This window comes from Ekhidna sp. (genome assembly GCF_965212185.1).
GTDB lineage: Bacteria > Bacteroidota > Bacteroidia > Cytophagales > Cyclobacteriaceae > Ekhidna.
In genome coordinates this window covers 377,293-399,011 of the sequence record NZ_OZ243102.1, presented here as the reverse complement: position 1 = coordinate 399,011, position 21,719 = coordinate 377,293, and the positions used below count along the sequence as shown (strand labels likewise).

Here is a 21,719-nt window from a genome sequence, read left to right as displayed (position 1 = left end):
GGATAATCACCTTTTTACATTAATGTCGTTTGCATCATCGCCCTTATTCTTGCTCGCATTATTCTTGTTCAACAATGATCCCACTTCGATCAAAGGAATTATCAAGGATAAAGAAACGAATGAGCCTATTCCTTTCGCCCATGTTGTTGTTGGAGATGTGATTAACATAAGCAACATTGACGGAGAGTTTGTAATTTCTGCCAAAGAAATTTCAGATGGCGAAGAGTTGAAAATCTCCTACATGGGATACGAAGTGTATCAGGAAGAGCTTCATAATATCAAAGATTTTTACACCATTTACCTTGAGCCCTCCACCATTCAATTGGAAGAAGTGGTCGTGATGACAGGTAAGTCTTTAATGGAGACAGTTTTTGATCGATTTCATCTCAATTATGAAATGGATCGGCTACACATGATTGGCTATTACAAAGAGTCCATGTCTGATTGGAACTCTATGTATTATATAGCAGAGGGGATCATGGATATTTACGTTCCAAGCAATGTAGATAAGCTGAATGAGGCCTTGGTTAGACCTATTCGCACACGCAAAAAAGTATTTCGCCAGATAGATATTATCAATGAAGTCCTGGGAGGAAATGCCAGCGATATGGCTCAATCTTCCATTTGGAGAAAGAGTTCTTTTCTACATCCAAAAAACAGAACTAATTACGATTATCAATATTCCGGCTACACGAACATGGGTGATCATGAAGTATACATTATAGACTTTGAACCGATCAACAAAAAGGGTAATACAAGCGGCAAAATCTACGTAGATTACGAAAGCCATGCCATCCTCAAAATTGAGTATTTTCCAATCCTAAAGGATTACGCTTTCTGGGAGTCCGTATCCTGGACAGAAGAATATGAAAAACGTAATGGTATTTATGAGCTATTTAGTGTCTCTTTTGATGGGACCAGCACTCATAATGAATTTAATTATCATGCGCTTTTGGTGGTCAACGAATGTTTTGTTATTGATGAAATTCCCAATGAATACCGGTTGCTGAATTCTCAATATTCCTTTTTTGAAGAAGCAGTTGAGGATTTTTCTGATGCCTTTTGGAATGGCTACAATTTCATAAAACTAGATGTTGAGTCAGCGCAACTCGTTCACGCAACCAGTAAATTTTAAATGTCCTTGGCTCTTTCTGCAATCTCGGCAAGCCTCTGATCTATTGTAGCTTTGTCAAGCCACTGGCCTCTTACCATTACCCCTACAGGATTTCTGAGGTTCTTTAAATCTTCTAGTGGATTTTGATCCAAAAGTATAAGGTCTGCACTTGCTCCTTCGATCACCTCGCCAAATTTGCCTTCCATTCCAAAAAACTTTGCTGGATTGATAGTTCCTGTTTGGATAGCTTCTAATGGACTAATGCCTGCATCAACTACTGATTTTAGTTCATGATGGATAGAAAAGCCAGGAACATTGAACACCTGAGGAGCGTCAGATCCAAGCAGCAATCCGTGCCCATTTTCATGAAGTGCTTTAATCATTTGTTGTCTGATATCTGTAAAGATTATATATTTCTCAATTGAGAAATCTGGGCTTTGAATCAAGCTCCGCTTACTACGAACCCATTGGTCAACTGTAGATTTGGGCATGTATTTAAAGTCTGGATCTAATTCAACGGTTTTTTCGGGTGGAACAGGTGAAAACCATCGAACAAATAAGCTTTGAGTAGGAACTACCCACACTTCGTGAGATTTAGTTAAAGCCACTAGCTCATCAATCATGCCTGTATCAGCCAAATGAGAAAAATTGAACCCAAAGAATCCATTTTCGTTGGGGTTGACATCAAATTCGGATGGAACCAATCCTTCCAAAAACCCATCTACATGATCGATGGTGCCATACCCACTTTTGATCGCATGTCGGATGCCTACATCAACAGGAACATGACCGGAGAATCCTATTCCTGCCTCCTTGGCAGTAGCCTCCACCTGATCAAAAACTTCTCGAGTTAAGCCGGGATGTATTTTCAAGAAATCATATCCATCATTCTTATACTTAGTCACCTTTTCTATGGCCTCCTCTACCGATTTTACCGTGTTTCCATTTACGGATGGGCTAGACGTGAATATCCTAGGACTCAATATTTCATTGTTTGCTGCCTTCTCTCTAAGTTCCAAATGAGCCGGATGCCCCAACATTCCGCGAATGGTAGTAACCCCATTTGACAAAAACAGAAAGAGGGTTTCATTGGTATTATCGCGACCCCATTGTGGCGAAGGAATGTGAGCGTGCATCTCTGTCAAACCGGGCACGAGATATTTATCCGTTCCATCAATTATCTGAGCATTTGTTTCAAAATCATCAGATTTTATTATCGAGCTGATTTTACCATCGGCAATTATCACGTCCATTTCTTGGCCGATAGATCCATCTCTCACATCAATGACATTGACATTTTTGATGATATAAGAAGCTTCAGATTGTGGATTCTGGATTGGAGCCGAACAGGCAATAAATAAGAATAATAGCGAGTATAAATAATTCATAACTCTTTTGATTTTAACTGAAAGTAGTTGTATCAGCAGAACAAACAAAGAGGTATTCCACTAGCGGCTTTTAACTAAAAGCGTCAAAATTTCGATGTGCGAATAACAACAAGTGGATTTTGAGGTCAGAATTATTTAAATTGAATAAGGTTTCATTATAAATCACCCATCATGAAAACGCTACTCACTCCAATCCTTCTTGGGCTTACTCTATCTGTTGCTGCCCAAACTGTCCGTATAGTTGATAATAATTCCAATGCTCCAACAGGGGATAATGTATACGCCACACTGCAAGCAGCTGCTGATGCAGCTTCAGCAGGAGATTCTATTTATGTTCAGCCCAGTCCCACCACTTACGGTAGTATTGTTGTGGAAAAAGAATTACACTTAATAGGCATTGGATTCAATCTTACCAAAGATTTACCTCACTCTTCCAGAATAACTAATATCACCCTACGATCAAATTCTGATAACACCGAAAATGCTTCTAAAAGTACAATTACAGGACTTCATTTATCCAATATATATCTGACACGAAATACAAATGGCGGTCCTGTTTTCACGCTTGATACTGTAACCATTCATAATAATTTAATCACTTCTATTACCTGGCAAACATCTACATCAAATACAATTCCGGTGACAAACATGGTCATTTTCGATAACCAAATTACGAGTGGGATCACTTTCCAGCGAGAAGTGGATGGGGTGATTATTAGAAATAATTTATTGCAAGGCCTAACCTCATTTGAATCTTCAAATCCAAACAATGCTTTTATACAAAATAATATTATTCTATCAGGGATTAGAAAATACTCAGAGGGTGACGTGCTAATCATTCAAAACAATAATTTCATCGGTCAAAATGGATCGAACAATGCATTTTCTACGATAATGCTCGACGCATTGGTCTCTAATAATATTTTTTATGGTAGAACACCAAGTCTCACTTCGGGTGGTGCTAGCACATCTACTAATTTTCAGCGTAATGTTTTTGACAACAACCTATCATTTGAAACGGGAAATAACGAATTACCCCCTTCTGGTGGTGGAGTGAGTAATTCAGGAAATGCCAATAACCTTGAAGGCATTTCACCTGATTTTAATGGAACAATACCAGTCTTAAATACCTGGTCCTTATCATACGACTTTAGTCTCGATCCACTTTCAGCTGCAGTAGATGCCGGAAGTGATGGGTCGGATATTGGCATCACTGGCGGACCTTATCCTATGACTCCAAACTTTTCCTTGAAGACTTCAAGCCTTCCTACCATTGAATCTTTCAATGTTTCCACAGTTATCAATCCCGATGACGATCTGGATGTAAGTGTGCAGGCTAAGTCCAACTAGGAGGAGCCATGAGAAGAATAGTTTACTCGATACTATTCCTGCTTTCCTTAAGCTGGGGATTTGCTCAACCAGCAGACATTGTAGCTGCTGAATACTTCATTGATGAAGACCCTGGACTTGGTATGGGTACGCCTTTTCCGGTATCAATCACACAAGGCCAGTCTATTGACCTAAACTTCACCATAGCCACTTCATCTATGGGCTTGACCAATGGTGTGCATGTCCTCGGAATCAGAATACAGGATGAAAATGGTGATTGGAGTCTACATGAAAGGAGATTATTTTACATTCAACCCAATTCGAGTGTAAGTAATCCACCACCTGCCGATATAAACGCGTTGGAATATTTTATTGATGAAGACCCTGGGGTTGGTAACGGTATAACATTATCTGGAAGTGGACCTACTGTAGACGTAAATGATATTGTGGATATAGCAGCCCTTTCGGATGGTTTTCATACCATTGGTGTTCGTGCCAGAAATACAGATTCACAATGGGGTTTTGCTGAAACCAGACCCTTTTATATCCAAAATTTAGAAGATTTAACACCATCCAGTCCAGCAGAGATATCAGCCGTTGAATATTTTATTGATGAAGACCCTGGACAAGGAAATGGTACAGACATTCCTGTGACTCAAAGTTTGAGTATTGACATTACCGAAGCATTGACAATTGCTGCCATTGAAGATGGATTTCATACAGTTTCCGTGAGAGCCAAGAATACCGATGAGCAATGGGGAATGGCGGAGACCAGAGTTTTTTTCATTCAGAATATAAATAATTCCTCAAATGAGATTTTGCCAATTGCAGCAATGGAATATTTCATCAATGAAGATCCTGGAACAGGCAATGGCATCCCAATAGATATTACTTCAGGAACACTTATAGATATCACCAGTATTCAGCTAGAATTGGTGGACAGCTACCCAATTGGTACGCACACGATTACAATCCGAGCACAAGATGCGAATGGTAGATGGGGATTTGGAGAAACACGTGAATTCATGATTGACGGAGATTGTCCGATAGCCAATTTTGATATCCTGGCTGCTTGCGTAGGTGAAACAATTAGTCTGACAGATCAGAGTACTGGAATTCTAGGTGATGCTTCTTACAAATGGTATGCTGACGGAGTTGAAATAAGCACCTTTGAAGGTGACATCAGTCATATTTTTGATCGCCCCGGATTACACACATTTTCTTTGGCCATCCAAAATGGTGCAGTTTGCGCTGACAGCACGGGGCAGGAAATAACCATCAAACCTGAGCCATTTGTTACCTTCAGTGCAGAACCGGTGATCGTCGGATCAGAGACCATCTTTGAAGTGGAACAGTTCAACGTAGATACGGATGCCACATGGTCGTGGGACTTTGAAACTGATGGAGTGATTGACGCAACGACTAAAGAGAATACAACATTTACATTTCCAGCAATTGGTGACTACACAACTACACTAATCATTTCAGATGGAGCAGGATGTGAGACCACATTCTCCAAAGTAATCAAAGTCCTTTCTGATGGCAGTGATCCAACCGCAGATTTTAGTACAGATGCATCATGTGTTGGCATTGTCGCCTCATTTCAAAACACGTCCATCAACATGCCTATTGGATCTACGTATGAGTGGGATTTTGACGAGGATGGAGTAACAGACGCCACCACCGAAGATGCTACCTATACATTTGCTACAATCGACACGTTTGAGGTTAGCCTTACAGTAACTACTCCTGACACTGAAGTATTTACTGAATCCAAAGAGATAATAATCAGCTCTGCTCCTACTGCTGATTTTGATGCAATTCTTGCATGTGTTGGAGAAACAATTAACCTAATTGATCAAAGTGGTCTTACAAATGATTCCTCTTATGTATGGTTTGCTGATGGTGAAGAAATAAGTACAACCATCGGAGATATCACCCATGTTTTTAATACCTCTGGCCTGCATACATTCGCTTTGATAGTACAAAATGGGGCTTGTGCTGACAGTATTGGCCTTGAAGTAGATATCAAGCCTCAACCATTTGTAGCTTTCAGTGCAGAGCCGGTAATCGTCGGATCACCAACCGTTTACGAGGTAGAATTATTAAACGTAGAATCAGATGCCTCCTGGTCGTGGGATTTTGAAACAGATGGAGTGATTGATGCAACGACTGAAGAGAATACAACATTTACGTTTCCTGCAATCGGTGAATACACTACCACGCTTACCGTCTCCAATGGAGAAGGATGTGAAACCACATTTTCAAAATTGATAAAAGTTCTATCCAATGGAAATGATCCTGATGCAGATTTCACTACTGACGCTTCTTGCCTCGGCATAGAGGCATCCTTTCAAAATCTATCAACCAATATCCCTAACGGATCTACTTATGAGTGGGATTTTGATGGAGATGGAACGGTCGATGCTACTTCTGAAGATGCTCTTCATACATATTCAGCAGAAGGCACCTTTCAAGTCAGTCTTACCATTACCACTCCTGATACAGAAGTTTTAACTGAAACAAAAGATATTGATATAGATGCGGCTCCAACTGCTGATTTTGATGTCCTCTTGGCCTGTGCCGGAGAGGTAATTAACCTCATTGACTTAAGTAGTGGACTTGCCTCAGATGCCTCTTATAAATGGTATGCGGATGGCAATGAGATTAGCACGGATGCAGGAGATATTACTCACGTTTTCAATAGCTCGGGTCTTCATACGCTTGCTCTGGTAGTTCAAAACGGAGCTTGCGCAGACAGCACAGGAGTTGAAGTAGAGATTAAGCCTGAACAATTTGTGGTATTTAGTGCCGAACCAGTTGTTGTTGGGTCACCCACTATTTTTGAGGTCGAGCTATTCAACATAGATTCTACAGCAACCTGGTCATGGGATTTTGAATCAGATGGCGTAGAAGATGCCACAACCAAAGAAGGAACAACTTTTACATTTCCTACTGCCGGAGAATACACAACCACTCTTACTATTTCAGATAATCAAGGATGTGGAACTACATTCTCTAAAACTGTTGAAGTTCTTGAAAGTGGAAGCGGCCCTTCGGTGGACTTTACCACTGATGCCTCATGCGTAGGAATTGAAGCTAATTTTCAAAACACATCATCGAACATTCCAGATGCATCAACCTACGCGTGGGATTTAGATGGAGATGGAGAAACGGATGCCACAACCGAGGATGCTTTGTTCACCTATTCCACTAGTGGCACCTATCAGGTAAGCCTTACAATAACCACTCCTGATGCAGAAGTCCTTGAAGAATCAAAGGAGGTTCAAGTAGATTCTTCCCCTATTGTTGATTTTGATTTCTCTTATGAGACAGATTTGTTCGAAAGAGCAAATGTTAGTTTTATCAACCTATCAGAGGGATCAGGAGTAGATTTTTTATGGGATTTTGCAGGTGAAGGAACCTCCTCTGCAATAAGTCCGGATTTTTCTTTTGAAGATTATGAAGGCAAAACATATACTATTTGCTTGACTGCAGTTAATCAATGCCCGGAAGTTATGGTTTGTAAAGAAGTGGTTTTCACAATTACTGGATTGGATCTTCTGGATTCATTCGGCATTAGCCTTTATCCAAATCCTAGTGATGGTCATGTCAATTTAGATTTTGGAATGGCAGATGCTGATACTTACCAAGTAGAAATCATTGATCTTACTGGTAAAATTTTCTACAACAAATCCTTAAATAATACCTCTAAAAAATTATTCGAATTGCCTCGATTACAGAGTGGGACCTATTTGGTAATTGTACGTTCAGAATCCTTTACAGCGCAGGAAAAAATAATCATTCGATAGTCTGGCTTAAACCAAAAACTCAGCGACCGTTTCTACAAACGTTCGCATATGCTCTGGTTTACCAATACTCACTCGAAAGTGATTGGTCATGGTTGGCCATTTGGTTATCAAAATTCCTTTCGCTCGCATTTTGGCTACTAAATCTTTTTCAAAACGATCATCTCTTGCGTAAACAAAGTTGGTGGAGGAGGGGTTGTACTTTACTCCCCATTTATCATACCCATTAAAAATAATCTGTTTCCCTTCAGCATTTTTTACAACACATTTATTGATAAATTCAGGGTCATCAAGAGCAGCTGTTGCAGCTACTAGAGGAGGCCAGCCTGTAGAAATCTCGGCCCCTAAATGACGTTCTCTCAAAGCCTGGATGTTACGCACATTTGATATGGCATAACCCATTCGTAACCCTGCAAGGCCATATGCTTTAGAAAAAGTTCTGCAAATAATCAGGTTCGGTAACTCTTTAATCAAACCAACCATACTACCACTCATCCCTGCATTAGAATACTCCACATATGCCTCATCCACACAGATCAGAACGTTTTCAGGCACCTCTCGACAGAAAGCTCTTAGATCATCTGTCGCTAACTCCGTTCCTGTAGGATTATTGGGATTGCAAATGAACACCATGGTGGTTTTGTCTGAAATGGCATCCAGTGTTTGATCCAAATCAATGCGATCATTTGAATCTAACTTTACTTTTTTGATGGTCGCTCCTGCTCTTTGACCAAATTGAAGTGCTGTTGGAAAGGTTGGGAATGGAGTAACAATCTCACCTTTTTGTAGACCAACATGCTGGCCAAGTAAACTCAATACCTCAGTAGAACCTGCGGTCAAAAGAAAGTTAGCAGGCTTTAATCCATTCTTCTTAGCCAGCTTTTCTTTTAGCTCATTTATCTGCTCGTCAGGATATCGGTTGGCATATTTCATGGCGTCATTAACTGCCTGAATGGCTGTATCCGATGGTCCGTACGGATTCTCATTCCAATTAAGCAGAATCAACCCGTCTTTTTCACCTAAATCTTGGAGCCGTTCGCTGGCACAACCTTGTGCTATGTGAGGTCCGGCAACCAGCATGGTGGTTGATGCCAATAAACTTTGCCGTATCCAATCTCTTCGGGTGATGCTCATAAAGATATTATTGAATGGTACTCGCAGTGTTGGGATTACTTAAGAGTTCTTTGAAAACCTCCCAGCGTTTTTCTGGTTGGTCAGCCGTTCCCCCTTGAGATTCAACATAATTAGCAACCAGGTCTTTGCCTAGATTGTAATTGATGACGTAGCTTCTATACTGATCAAAAAATCGTGTTCGTTGTAACGCTCGCTCAGGCTCATTTAATTGATATTTTACCATCCAATCTGCAGCTTCTTCCCTGCTGATCTCACCATTGAGATACATCCGAGCTGCTTCGTTTCCGGCATAACTGAGTTTACCAATGAGGCCTTGCACTTCATAATATTTATCTGCCATAGAAGCATCCAAACCAGCCAGAGGGAACAGAATCTCTTTTTCATATTGTATTCTCTCATCTCCCGGAAAAGCCACATCAATACCATAATTGGCGCTTCCCTCTGCTATTAGTGATTGAGGAGAAAAAAGCGGATACACAGAGTATTCTTTCCATCCTTTGTTATTAACTAAATTCTGCTCCAGAAGTGCATTGAATACATGGTGACCTGGGTATCCTTCATGGCAAGCCAAATCGATTGCTCGACTTATTTTAATAGGTAAATCTGTGTTGATCTGAATGAGACTCTGACTATTCCCTTGATAATAATTATAGCCTGACCAGCTTTTGTCGATCACATATTCCAGTACAAAATTTTCATTTTCAGGGAGATCATATCTGGCCATTGTACGTTTCCTTGCCTCTGTGATTGCCGTCTGAAAAACCGTATCTAATTGATCTTTAGGAATAATAAACTGATTTACAAATTCATTATATCGGTCAGCTAAACTTCCCTCTCCTGGCAAAGCATTCTCTAAATCCATCAATAAGTTATCAAAATATGATTCTTCATATGATGGTGGTTCCGCATCATACAAAAGTTTAGCCTCCTCGTCAAATGAGTAAACTTTTCCATTAATAATCTCCACTTTGGTTCGAGCAGCAATCAATTGCTTAACAAGCATCAATTTTCTGTCCTTATCTCCCTCCACAGATTGAATTTGGCTAATCAGTTCATTTGCTCTAACAAGGAAATCTGCAGATGGAAAAGTATCTCTCTTATTTTGAGGCTTCCATTCCTCTGGTCCATAGTAAGCGTCTACAAAATCAGAGTCATACTGACCAATATCCAGCATGAGTTTGACATATTTTTCTGCTATCGAATCCATAGTCGCTGGTTGTTCTGTAGGCTGGCAGGCTACAATTGATATCAGAAGTAGCATCCAAAGGCTCTTTATTCTCATGGTTGAATATTATTAGGTTGATTGGAAAGTTACTCAATTGAAAGATTAAGTGGTTTTCAAAAAAGTATTTTGTTAATGTTAGGGATTAAGAATTGCTTGACTTACTTACTGGCACCTCGATGGTAAAAGAAGTTCCTTGCCCCTCAACACTCTCGCATCTTAATGTTCCATCATTCATTTCTACAAAATCTTTTGTAATTAAGAGACCAAATCCATTTCCTTTTTCCCCTTTAGTTCCTTTTTTAACATCAGGTTTGCCAGATTTAATTAAATCATCATACCAGGATGGATTCATTCCAACTCCAAAATCTTGTATAACTAAATGTGCGGAATAATTTCTTTTGTCTGATGAGATTTTGATTTTGCTGCCTTCATAACTGAATTTGATAGCATTGGAAATAAGGTTTCTTAAAACAACCCTCAGCATATCCTTATCAAATGAAACTTTTTCAATTTTGAGGGATGATTCAATACTAACTTTCTTATTGGTCAAATTGGTATTCAGTTCTTTTTTGAGTTCGCTGATGATTTTATTTAAATCACATACTTCCTTTTGCACCTGTATTCCTTCCAGCTGCTTAGAGCTCCAATAAAGTAATCGTTCCATCACCATTAAACTTTCCGAAAGACCCAATTTCGTTTGCTCTGTAAATTCTTTTATCTGTTTGGGCTCTAAGACATGATCTCCCATTAAATCGACAAGACTGGATAAGTTTTGGAGCGGATTACGTAGATCATGAGCTACCAATGAAAATAATTTGTTTTTGAGCTCATTAGTCTCTTTGAGTTCATTTCTTTGAGTTTCCAACTCTGCCATAGCCTTCTTAAGGGATCTCGTTTGCTTTTCTACCTCATCTTTTAGCTTCTTATTAATACGGTGTTCTAAAGCAATTCTTTGTTTCTCTGCTTTCTGGATTTTATAACCCACAAACACAGAAAATAAGACCATTTGTAACGTCATGCCGATGTAAATAATCAAACGCAAATCAGCAGTTCCAATTATCAACTCTTTTTGAACCAAAAACCAAATGAACGTATAAGCTATCGCTGATGCGATCATCGGTAAATTGGTAAAAAAGTAGAGCCTAGCTAGCAATTCCTTTTTCCAAAGAATAAGCCCAACTGAGAAATTCAGCAATGAAGTACACATCGCAATTAATGCAGCCACATAAGAAATGTTGGTACTTAGCGAAAGACTATCAATGGCCAGCATATTAATAAGCTGAATACTTATTATAGCTAAAGCAATCACTGCTAAGAACTTATAGAATCCGGTAAGCCTGGGGTATTTCGATCTGGTGATCCCTATAAAGGACTGGGTAAAAAGTAATCCTCCCAGTGCAGCAGTAGTTGCCGTTACGATTGAAATACTGCCAACAAAATCTAAATGGTTCTCACGGAATATCGGCAATGAAATATGAGCAGATAGCCCAAAAATCATGATGCAGTAATGAATAAAGACCTTATTTCTTAATACAAAATACAGCAATAAGCTGTTGATCCCCATTATTAAAAAAATCGAGGAAAAAAGAATTGAAATGTCGTCTATGGATAATTCTAAGGAAGTCAACAATAAAAAATCTTACATGCAAGATAATTAGGAATGGAAACTATGATTCTGGCCAACTTTTAACTTAATAAGCTAAATCACTTTTGCTTCAAACGTTCACAACATATTTTTACCCCTAGCCATCTATTAATCTTTAGAATATGAAGAAAGTATATTATTTATCCACATGCACTACTTGTAAGCGAATCATGGATGAATTAGGTCCTTTGATCTCTGATTTTGAAAAACAGAATATAAAAACAGATCAAATGACGTTTGACCAAATTGATGAAATGAAAGAAAGAAGTGGCACTTATGAATCGCTCTTTTCAAGAAAAGCATTGAAGTATAGATCGATGGGTCTGGGTGACAAAAATCTTTCAGAGGATGATTATAGAAAGCTTATTCAGGATGAATACACTTTTTTAAAACGACCAGTTTTCATTGTCAATGATCAAATATTTATTGGTAATTCAAAGAAGGTCATTGATTCAATGCAAAATCACCTAAGCTAACCATCGCTCAAAATCGTTCGTTTATTCAGCATGCCTAAATTTTTCACGCTATTACTATTACTTAGCTCATGCGGAATTGATCGAACAATTAATTCCATCTCATCGGCAGAAAAACGTGATTTCGATAGTTTTAAAAAACTAGATCAGAAACATAAGCTATCAATTGCGGATAAATCAGAACCAGGAGAACCTCTTACCCTTTGCTTGACTTTTGTTGATAAAATAACAAAAGCTCCTCTTGTAAATAGGCAGGTGCACTTTTATCATACCAACATCAATGGAGATTATCGACCAGAAATAGCAGGAGATGAATCAACAGCCAGATTAAACGGGGATGCAATAAGTGATTCGAATGGCAGAATATTAGTGAGCACTATACTACCTGGTGATTATGGAAGTTCGACAGATAATCGTCACATCCACACTTCTTTCTTTGGAGCAAAACCAGAAGCCTATGACATACATTTCAAGCAATACACAGGAATAATGGGTAAACGATTTATTGATGGCAGTGATCAACATTTCTTGGCTGATCTAAAGAAAAACATTGATGGCACTTTAATTGGTTTTTTGACAATCGAGGTAAAAAATCCATAATTGGTCATTTTAATGCATGGTTTATTTCACTATACTTCATAAGTTGGACTTCTCTACGTTTTAAATACTATCGATAAAAACCAAGCTTTGATAGATATAATTGTGATTAGAAACGTTCAAACTTATTGTCAGTAAAAAACTACACTGAAACATTAAAAGGCTTAAAGTATCACTTTAAGTAAAAGCGGTTATAACGTGTTAGGTAGATTACTTATATAGAATTATGTGAATCTATGGATTAAATGTGGTCAAATTCCGTCACACTTTTGTATCATACCAAACACTATAGGTATGACACTTAACACACTTGTACTCATATTAAGTCTATTTGCCATTCAAGGAAATGGTAAGGAGAATGACTCCATGGAGATGCGTCTTGAAAAAGGGCATGCTCTTATGGAAACTGTATTTGACCGATTTCATATTAATTATGAAATGAGTAGGCTCCATAAAGTTGGCTACTATAAGGAATCTGTATCTGATTCAGCTTCCGTTTATTATTTAGCGGAGGGAATCGTTGACATTTACATTCCATGCAATCTTAATAAAACTGAAAATGCATATGTGAGCCCAATAAAGGCACGCAAGAAAGTATTCAAAGAAGTAGATAGCGAAAGCTTGTTGCTTGGCAATGCCAGCGATATGGCCCGTTCATCCATATGGCGACCAAATTCATTCCTGGATGAGAAGCATCGGGATGATTATAAATTTAGTTACTCATCTGATGACACCTTTAAAGGATCTGATGTGGCAATTGTTGAATTTGAACCTAGAAAAGAGCATGGGACTACCATGGGACGAATCTATGTGGATAAGAATAGCTATGCCATTGTCAAAATTGAATATCAACCGATAATTATAAAGTCCCGGGTTTGGAAAAACATTACTTGGACGGAAGAATTTACCTATAGAAGTGGCGCATATGAGCTTACAAACGTTCATTTCCATGGTGAAGGATCTGATAATCATTATCAATATGATGCTACCTTAATAATGGATCAACTGGAAGTTGTTAGTAAATTTCCTGAACATGAAGTTTTCTTTCAGGATGAGGTACCTCTATTTGATCGTGCACAAGATGAACTTGATGAATCTTTTTGGGAAGGTTTCAATTTCCTTAGACAAAACATAACTACCGATCAACTACTAACAGCAAAAAATCATTAAACTAAAAATGATTTAATCTCGTGAGAGAATAATATAATTTTCTCTCATGAACCGAATCGACCGACTCAATGCACTCCTCATTCATCTTCAGGGGAAGCCTAGAATTCCTATCTCTGAACTTGAAGATAGGTTTGAAGTAGGAAGAAGAACCATTTTCAGAGATATTCGATCATTGATTGATGCCGGAGTACCTATTGGCGGTGATGCTGGTCAAGGATACTTTATCGTCGAGGGCTATCGTTTGCCACCAGTTGTATTCAATAAAGAAGAAGCAAGTGCCATTCTCTTAGGTGCTAAATTCATTGAACGTAGCGCAGATCCTCAAACCATCGATGCTTTTAATAAAGCCATGTATAAGATCAAGGCGGTATTGAAATATTCAGATAAAGAATTTCTTGATAACCTTGAAGACAGGATAGCCATCAGACCCAGTCCAGTACCCATGCAGCAGCCCGATTCTCACCTCGCCGAAATTCAGCTGGCTATAGCTACCAATAGGGTACTCTCAATGAACTACTATTCACACTACAATGACAAAACTACCGATCGAGAAGTAGAGCCACTTGGAATGGTCTACTATTCAAGTCGGTGGCATCTCATTGCCTTTTGCAGACTCAGACAAGATCTCAGAGACTTCCGAACAGATCGTATTCAAAAAGTGATTGTCCAAGGCGAATCATTTGATCCAAATTGTCACCCCAATTACCTTGATTTCTTAAGTGAAGCTCTTATTGGAACAGATGCTAAAGAGGCGATCATTCATACCTCAGCGACCGCAGCTCGATTTATGGGAGAGCAGAAATATTATATGGGTTTCGTGGAAGAAACAAAACTCGAAAACGGAAGATATGAAATGAAATTCGTCACTCCACATTATAACTTTTTTGCGCGATGGCTGATGTCTTACGGAGATGAAGTAGAGATCATCTCACCATCAGAATTGCAAGGTATCGCAGCAAATTTCGCAAAAGAATTACTTGAGCATCACAGTGCGCCATTTCTAACTAGAACATAAAATCATGAAATTTTCAGTTTCTATTTTTGTAATAACCTGCTCACTCACAGTTTTCTCTCAAAACATTCAAAGTGAAATTGATGAACAGGTTTGGATTCCATTTACCAAAGCATGGGAAAGCAACGATGGTGAAGCGTATAATGCTATTCATTCGGATGATGTATGGCGCATTAATCCCGGAAGATTACTTATTGGAGATGAGTACAAAAACAGAAATCTAGAAAAAATGCACGGCCTGCCTAAAAATCAGATCATAGAATTCACATTCGAAACACGTACTGTTAATGGTGAAAATGCCTACGAAGTAGGCTATTATCGCATCACACGAAATCAAGATGGCCAACAATTTGTTGGTAGATTTCATGTAGCACTGAGAAAAATCGATGGCCAATGGAAGATCACTCAAGATTGGGATACTGGAGAGATCAATGGAGTAAAAATCACCCCCGAAAGTGTAAAGAATAGAGATTTTACACATTTTGAATAATTTTTTTTAATCTGGGATTTTCGAGTGACATAGGGCTGTCACTAAAGCTCATTTCTTTGTTTTCATTATCATATAACTCACATTAATTATGGAAGCAACAATTGAAAAAATCGATTTAAAAAAAGAAGATCCCAACTATTACAAGGCCAGAAAACAACCAGAAATCCGTGACTTAGATAGCTACTATTACCTGACACTTTCTGGAAGATGTGATCCACAATCGGATCAATTTCTAGAGGCAATTGACAAGCTTTATGCAGTGGCATTTAATATCAAATTCATCTGCAAAGCAGAGGATATGGATTTTGTCATCCCTAAGATGGAAGGCTTTTGGTGGATTGATGGAGGCCTGGAGGCTCAGCATAAGTTTGCTCAAACTCCTCCCGATGAATGGAATTGGAAGATCGTTATCAGAATGCCGGATTTTGTAGAAGGTGATCACTATTACCGGGCTATTCAAAAGGTGAAAGCTAAAAATCCTGAACTTTTATCTGACGATGAAGTGAAGTTAGAACTCATAAATGAAGGATTATCTGTACAAGGTTTACACATTGGTAGCTTTTATGAAGAGGAACCAACCATAGCCAAAATCATGGAATTTATCCAGGAAAATGGCTTTAAAGTAAACGGATATCATCATGAGATTTACCTTAGTGATCCGAGAAGGACACCAGAGGAGAAACTGAAGACCATTTTGAGATACGCTGTAAAAAAAAATGAAAAATGAATAACAATATTCTTGGCTTAAGAACCACCATTTATATGGTTCCTGATATTGAAAAAGCTAAATCATGGTACACTAAGGCCTTTGATACGGATCCCTATTTCGACGAGCCCTTTTATGTAGGTTATAATATTGGTGGATACGAGCTGGGATTACAACCTGAAAAAGTAGGACAGAAAAGAGCAGATAATATTGAGTCCTATTGGGGTGTCAAAGACATCAGGAAAGAACATGAACGGTTTATTAAACTTGGCGCTACAGAACACACGGAGATCAGGGAAGTGGGTGGCGGAATCGAGGTGACGACTCTATTAGATCCATGGAAGAATGTGATCGGCTTGATTTACAATCCACATTTTAAACTTCCATGACTGTTGAAGATTTCATACTAGGACTCGATGGTCAGCAAAAGGCCATCGTTTCCTTTTTACATCAGCGGCTCACAAGCCAACATGACCTGATCCCAAAAATCAGATTTAAAATTCCCATGTATTTTAGAAGAACATGGGTCTGTTATTTAAATCCAATTAAAAATGATGGAATAGAATTAGCCTTCCTTAATGGCAGCAACCTATCTAACGATCAGGGTTTATTAAAAAGTAAAGGTCGCAAGATGGTTTCAGGCATTGACCTAAATGATGTATCAGTTATTCCGATAACACCAATTGATGAAATTGTTCAGGAGGCATTGATACTTGATGAATTAGCTAAGTCAAAATCTTAAGTAATTTACTTATGGATATTGTAAGTAAATACACTTAATTATTCCATATTTAACATCATCCAGGACAGAATTTGATACAAAAATGTAATGTCTAAACTATCTTTCTATGTACGATTCAATTAAGTTTTGGAAACCACATCCACCCTCACCACATCAAAAATTCATTCATTATTGAATGAAGCCTATCTTAAGCGGGTTAATGACTTAAAGTCAAGCATCCAACTTACTGAGGAAGCTCTTAGCCTAAGTAAGGAGATGGATGATAAATCTTGTATTGGAAAATCTCTATCTCATTTGTCGCTTTTTCATATGATTATTGGTGATTTTGATCTTTCCATCAACATGGCAGATGAAGCAATTGAAATCTTCGAAGAAATTGGTGATGAAAAGGGAATTGCGGATGCCAAATATACCATAGCAGGTGCTCTGTATAAAACAGATGATTATAACCTCGGCCTTACTTATTTGATCGACTGCCTTACCACGTACAAAAAGCTAGAGGATTATCATAATCAAGCCAGAGTAGAAAAGTCAATTGGAACTATCTATGAGTTTTTTGGTGATGTAGATAGTGCAATCAAAGCATATAAATCTGCCATTGAATCCGGACAAAAGGCCAATGATTTAAATCTTCAATCTAATGCTTTCAACCCTCTTTCGGGAATTTATCTGAATAAAGGGAAGAATAAAGAAGCAATGGGTTTGATTGAAAAATCCATTGCTTATAAAAAGGAAACAGAAGATACCCGGGGGCTTGCCTTTGCACTTTACGGACGGGGGAAAGTTTATACTCAACTAAAAGAATACGACAAAGCTGAAGCTGATTTTCTGGAAGCTGAAAGAATTCATAGAGACATGGGTGAAAAGCTTGGTCTGGCCATGTGTTTTCACAAAAGAGGTGCTCTCTATATTCAAATGAATAAAGATCGAGAAGCTGAAGAAATACTTGTTAAGGCACTGGAATACAGTAATAAGCATCGAATCATTCTGATAAAATTTAAGGCAAACCTATTATTACATGAAATAGCCAAAAAACAAAAAAATCACGAGTTAGCACTTAAATATCTGCAGCAATATATCGATGAAAAAGAGAGCGTAATCAATGATAGAACTGCGAAAGTGATTGAAAGCTATGATGTAATTAATAAAATGCAGACACTTGAGGCAGATGCAAGAGTTCAAAAAGAGAAGGCTGATTTAAACGAGAAAAAGAAACTGGAGCTTGACTCTTTTTTCTACAGAATATCTCATGATCTCAAAGGCCCAATTACTTCCTTGATGAGCCTTACTTATGTTGCCAAGCTTGAAGTGAAAGATGAAACGTCTCTTAGGTTTATTGACGATTATGAAAAGCAGGCAAATCGATTGAATACCATTCTGGACGGATTGCTCAATCTTACTAAGATGTCATTCAATGAAGACAGAAAACAGGAAATAGATTTTGAAAAAATCATTTATGACTGTATTACTTCATATAAGTTCCTTCCTAATTATGATAAGGTTGAATTTAAAATTGCTGTTGATCCAACTATCAAATATGAGGCTGAATGGGCTTTAGTTAATACAATTGTTCAAAACCTGATAGAAAATGGCATAAAGTATGCCAGAGTAGAAGAAAATAATCCTTTCATTTCAATTTCTGCAAAAGAAGAAAACAATAAGATTCTAATATCTGCGACCGATAATGGTATTGGGATGGATGAAGAAACAGTTGATAAGATCTTCACCATGTTCTTCAGAGTGAATCGGAAAATAGAGGGAACGGGTTTAGGACTTCACATATTAAAGCGAGCCATTGAGCGCTTGAACGGAGATGTAAATGTGGAAAGTAAATTAGGGGAAGGCACAACGTTCACAATATCCCTCCCCAAATAATCTTACATATGTATTGGTCTATTCTCAGTAGCTGCTAATGCAGCTTCCTTGAATGCCTCCATATAGGTTGGATGTGCATGAGACATTCTGGAGATATCCTCTGCGGATGCACGGTATTCCATTGCAGTAACACCTGCTGCTATCATATCTGCAGCTCTGGCTCCAATAATGTGAACTCCTAAAATTTCATCAGTGTCTTTGTCTGCTATTATTTTTACCAGTCCTTCGGTATCCATACTTGCTCTTGCTCTACCTAAAGCTTTGTATGGAAATTTGCCCGTCTTATACTTTTTACCCTGCTCTTTAAGCTGCTCTTCAGTATATCCAACAGATGCCACCTCTGGCCAGGTATATACTACTCCTGGAATTAAATTATAATTGATGTGAGGCTTCTGGCCGGCAATGCTTTCAGCTACAAACACCCCTTCTTCCTCTGCCTTATGAGCAAGCATGGCTCCTCGAACCACGTCTCCAATTGCGTAAATGTTATCAACATTTGTTCGAAGGTGATCATCTACTTCTACCCTTCCTTTATCGTCGGCTTTTACCCCTGCTTTATCCAGACCTAGTTTATCTGTATATGGCCTTCTTCCGATAGAGACCAGACAATAATCACCTTTAATTTCTACTTCTTCTCCCTTTTTGGTTTCAGCTTTTACCGTCACATTCTTCCCCTTTTTCTCAACCCCAGTCACTTTATGACCTAGATAAAAATCGAAACCTAATCCTTTTAAGGACTTCTGAAGCTCTTTTCCCATGGTGGAATCCATGGTCGGAATTAAACTATCCAAATATTCAACAACAGATACTTTAGCTCCCAATCTTGCATACACTGACCCAAGTTCCACACCAATAACACCTCCACCAATCACAATCATATGATTTGGAACTTCTTTCAATTCCAATGCTTCGGTGCTAGTGATTACTCGATCCTTATCAAGCTTAATGAAAGGAAGGTTAGCCGGCTTAGAACCTGTTGCGATAATTACTTTTTCTGCAGTGATTTTTTTCTTGTTTTTCCCATCAATCTGAATAGTATTTTTATCTACGAAGCTTCCCATCCCATGAAAAACATCAATCTTGTTTTTATTCATCAAGTAATCAATGCCTTCCACGTTTTGCTTCACCACATCAGCTTTGCGAGAAATCATTTGCTTTAGATTGACCTTGGGCTTATTGATGTCTATGCCATGCTCTTTAAAAGTATGCTCAGCTGCATGAAAATGCTCCGAAGAGTCTAACAATGCCTTAGAAGGAATACACCCAACATTCAAACAAGTCCCTCCGAGTGTATCGTACTTTTCAATGATGGCAGTTTTCATCCCTAGCTGTGCACAACGAATAGCTGCTACGTATCCACCAGGTCCTGATCCAATTACTACTACTTGATAATCCATAATTACAGATTTATGATTGGGAGATTTTTGATTTTAGATTGATTAAACGCCAAGAAGAAGTCTTGTTGGATCCTCAAGTAATTGTTTAACCCTCACAAGGAAACTCACAGACTCACGTCCATCGATGATTCGGTGATCGTAAGAAAGCGCAACATACATCATTGGCCTTACTACCACCTCCCCATTTTCCACTACGGCACGCTCTACAATATTATGCATCCCTAAAATCGCTGATTGGGGAGCATTGATGATTGGTGTAGACATCATCGAACCAAATACACCACCATTTGTAATGGTGAAAGTTCCACCTTCCATCTCTTCAATACTTAGCTTATTATCTCGTGCCTTAGTAGCCAATCTTACCACTTCTTTCTCTATCTGATCAAAGCTTAATGATTCAGCATTTCTAATGACTGGGACAACCAATCCTTTTGGTGCAGATACAGCAATTGATATGTCACAGTATTCACTGAATACCATTTCATTTCCATCAATCATACCATTAACTGCAGGCCATTCCTGAAGAGCAACACATACCGCTTTTGTAAAGAAGGACATAAATCCTAGCCCCACTTCATGCTTCTCTTTGAATTGCTCCTTATATTTTTTACGCAGATCCATGATAGGCTTCATGTTCACCTCATTGAATGTGGTGAGCATAGCCGTTTCGTTTTTCACAGAAACAAGTCTGCGAGATACAGTCTTTCTTAGAGAAGACATCTTCTCTCTCCGCTGCTCCCTTGACACTCCTCCACCAAATGTAGGTGCTTCAAATTGTGGTTTCGATGGTTTCGAATCCTCTTGTTTTGAGGATGCTTCTTTTTTGACTGATTTCTCTGCCTTCATTGCATCTTCCTTGGTGATACGACCATCCTTACCAGTCCCTTTCACATCATCTGGTGATATTCCTTTTTCATCCAAAATCTTCGCCGCTGCTGGAGACGCATGTCCAGTCGCATATGTTGCTTTATCAGCAGTAGTACTGCCTGATGATTCATCTGAAGAAGAATCGCTGGACGAAGAGCCCGAAGATGGTGCGCCACCCTCCATCACTTCTATTTTACAAATCAATGCTCCTATTTCTAAGGTGTCACCTTCCTGTGCTACTATTTGAAGCTTACCTTGTGCTTCAGCTGTTAGGTCAAAAGTTGCTTTATCAGATTCTATTTCAGCTATAACTTCATCCAGTTCAACAAAATCACCATCAGCTTTTGCCCAGTTGGAAATGGTTACTTCAGTGATAGATTCTCCTACCGCAGGAACTTTCATTTCCAATACTTCTCCTGTGGCCTTATTTTCAGCTGATCCTGAATCACTTGAACTTTGATCCTTTCCAGAAGATTCATTGCTAGCGTCTGAAGATCCCACTCCCGCACCACTCTCATCTATTTCGCAAAGAACCGCTCCTATTTCGAGCGTATCTCCTTCTTCTGCTTTAATTTTTAATGTGCCAGCAGCTTCAGCTGTTACCTCGAAGGTGGCTTTGTCTGACTCCAGTTCACAGATCACCTCATCCATCTCGACATAATCGCCATCGCTTTTTGTCCAGGATGCTACGGTAACCTCTGTGATTGATTCACCAACCGAAGGAACTTTCATTTCAAGACTCATTT

General features: G+C 38.7%; 18 protein-coding genes. 12 read left to right on the top strand and 6 right to left on the bottom strand.

Annotation, left to right across the window (positions count from 1 at the left end):
• Nucleotides 1-22: 22 nt before the first annotated feature.
• The gene (locus ACOMC3_RS01775; RefSeq protein WP_420317808.1) at nucleotides 23-1,135 is read left to right on the top strand and encodes a carboxypeptidase-like regulatory domain-containing protein; all 1,113 of its coding nucleotides are present in this window, start codon (nucleotides 23-25) and stop codon (nucleotides 1,133-1,135) included.
• Here the strand turns inward: ACOMC3_RS01775 and ACOMC3_RS01770 are convergent.
• Nucleotides 1,132-2,502 (bottom strand): amidohydrolase family protein, encoded by a 1,371-nt coding sequence (locus tag ACOMC3_RS01770; RefSeq protein ID WP_420317807.1) that lies wholly within the window; start codon nucleotides 2,500-2,502, stop codon nucleotides 1,132-1,134. The genes ACOMC3_RS01775 and ACOMC3_RS01770 overlap by 4 nt on opposite strands.
• Before the next feature lie 171 nt (nucleotides 2,503-2,673).
• On the opposite strand from ACOMC3_RS01770, the gene ACOMC3_RS01765 reads away from it, so the two are divergent.
• Together ACOMC3_RS01765 and ACOMC3_RS01760 are read left to right on the top strand one after the other, a co-directional pair.
• Nucleotides 2,674-3,852, top strand: a complete 1,179-nt coding sequence (locus tag ACOMC3_RS01765) for a hypothetical protein (protein ID WP_420317806.1) — start codon at nucleotides 2,674-2,676, stop codon at nucleotides 3,850-3,852.
• Between the two features lie 8 nt (nucleotides 3,853-3,860).
• Nucleotides 3,861-7,643, top strand: a complete 3,783-nt coding sequence (locus ACOMC3_RS01760; protein ID WP_420317805.1) for a PKD domain-containing protein — start codon at nucleotides 3,861-3,863, stop codon at nucleotides 7,641-7,643.
• A gap of 6 nt (nucleotides 7,644-7,649) precedes the next feature.
• On the opposite strand, the gene ACOMC3_RS01755 is transcribed toward ACOMC3_RS01760, so the two are convergent.
• From ACOMC3_RS01755 to ACOMC3_RS01745, 3 genes are all read right to left on the bottom strand, one after another.
• Nucleotides 7,650-8,774: a pyridoxal phosphate-dependent aminotransferase gene (locus ACOMC3_RS01755; protein WP_420317804.1), complete on the bottom strand. Its 1,125-nt coding sequence runs from the start codon at nucleotides 8,772-8,774 to the stop codon at nucleotides 7,650-7,652.
• 7 nt (nucleotides 8,775-8,781) lie between these two features.
• Nucleotides 8,782-10,056: a hypothetical protein gene (locus tag ACOMC3_RS01750; RefSeq protein WP_420317803.1), complete on the bottom strand. Its 1,275-nt coding sequence runs from the start codon at nucleotides 10,054-10,056 to the stop codon at nucleotides 8,782-8,784.
• Between the two features lie 85 nt (nucleotides 10,057-10,141).
• Nucleotides 10,142-11,626, bottom strand: a complete 1,485-nt coding sequence (locus tag ACOMC3_RS01745) for an ATP-binding protein (protein ID WP_420317802.1) — start codon at nucleotides 11,624-11,626, stop codon at nucleotides 10,142-10,144.
• A gap of 140 nt (nucleotides 11,627-11,766) precedes the next feature.
• On the opposite strand from ACOMC3_RS01745, the gene ACOMC3_RS01740 reads away from it, so the two are divergent.
• The 9 genes from ACOMC3_RS01740 (at nucleotide 11,767) to ACOMC3_RS01700 (ending at nucleotide 18,709) form a co-directional block, all read left to right on the top strand.
• Nucleotides 11,767-12,120: an arsenate reductase family protein gene (locus ACOMC3_RS01740; protein WP_420317801.1), complete on the top strand. Its 354-nt coding sequence runs from the start codon at nucleotides 11,767-11,769 to the stop codon at nucleotides 12,118-12,120.
• A gap of 30 nt (nucleotides 12,121-12,150) precedes the next feature.
• Entirely contained in the window at nucleotides 12,151-12,717 is a 567-nt protein-coding gene (locus ACOMC3_RS01735; protein WP_420317800.1) for a hypothetical protein, read from the top strand.
• A gap of 291 nt (nucleotides 12,718-13,008) precedes the next feature.
• Entirely contained in the window at nucleotides 13,009-13,884 is an 876-nt protein-coding gene (locus tag ACOMC3_RS01730) for a hypothetical protein (protein ID WP_420317799.1), read from the top strand.
• A 46-nt stretch (nucleotides 13,885-13,930) separates the two neighbouring features.
• Nucleotides 13,931-14,899 carry a helix-turn-helix transcriptional regulator gene (locus ACOMC3_RS01725; protein WP_420317798.1) on the top strand — a complete coding sequence of 323 codons (969 nt, stop codon included), beginning with the start codon at nucleotides 13,931-13,933 and terminating at the stop codon, nucleotides 14,897-14,899.
• Between the two features lie 4 nt (nucleotides 14,900-14,903).
• Nucleotides 14,904-15,386 carry a YybH family protein gene (locus tag ACOMC3_RS01720; RefSeq protein WP_420317797.1) on the top strand — a complete coding sequence of 161 codons (483 nt, stop codon included), beginning with the start codon at nucleotides 14,904-14,906 and terminating at the stop codon, nucleotides 15,384-15,386.
• Between the two features lie 88 nt (nucleotides 15,387-15,474).
• Complete coding sequence (locus ACOMC3_RS01715; protein WP_420317796.1) at nucleotides 15,475-16,113, top strand: GyrI-like domain-containing protein; 639 nt, start codon at nucleotides 15,475-15,477, stop codon at nucleotides 16,111-16,113.
• Nucleotides 16,110-16,481 carry a VOC family protein gene (locus ACOMC3_RS01710; RefSeq protein ID WP_420317795.1) on the top strand — a complete coding sequence of 124 codons (372 nt, stop codon included), beginning with the start codon at nucleotides 16,110-16,112 and terminating at the stop codon, nucleotides 16,479-16,481. Before ACOMC3_RS01715 ends, ACOMC3_RS01710 begins: the two co-directional genes overlap by 4 nt.
• On the top strand, nucleotides 16,478-16,834 hold the full coding sequence (locus tag ACOMC3_RS01705) for a DUF1801 domain-containing protein (RefSeq protein WP_420317794.1): 357 nt from the start codon (nucleotides 16,478-16,480) through the stop codon (nucleotides 16,832-16,834). Before ACOMC3_RS01710 ends, ACOMC3_RS01705 begins: the two co-directional genes overlap by 4 nt.
• Before the next feature lie 126 nt (nucleotides 16,835-16,960).
• Nucleotides 16,961-18,709, top strand: coding sequence for an ATP-binding protein (locus tag ACOMC3_RS01700; protein WP_420317793.1), 1,749 nt, complete (start codon nucleotides 16,961-16,963; stop codon nucleotides 18,707-18,709).
• Nucleotides 18,710-18,711: 2 nt separating this feature from the next.
• Here ACOMC3_RS01700 and lpdA read toward each other — a convergent pair whose 3' ends face one another.
• A complete protein-coding gene (lpdA, locus tag ACOMC3_RS01695) occupies nucleotides 18,712-20,106 on the bottom strand; it encodes a dihydrolipoyl dehydrogenase (RefSeq protein ID WP_420317792.1) in 1,395 nt (464 codons plus the stop codon).
• A gap of 42 nt (nucleotides 20,107-20,148) precedes the next feature.
• Nucleotides 20,149-21,717, bottom strand: a complete 1,569-nt coding sequence (odhB, locus tag ACOMC3_RS01690; protein WP_420317791.1) for a 2-oxoglutarate dehydrogenase complex dihydrolipoyllysine-residue succinyltransferase — start codon at nucleotides 21,715-21,717, stop codon at nucleotides 20,149-20,151.
• Nucleotides 21,718-21,719: the final 2 nt, after the last annotated feature.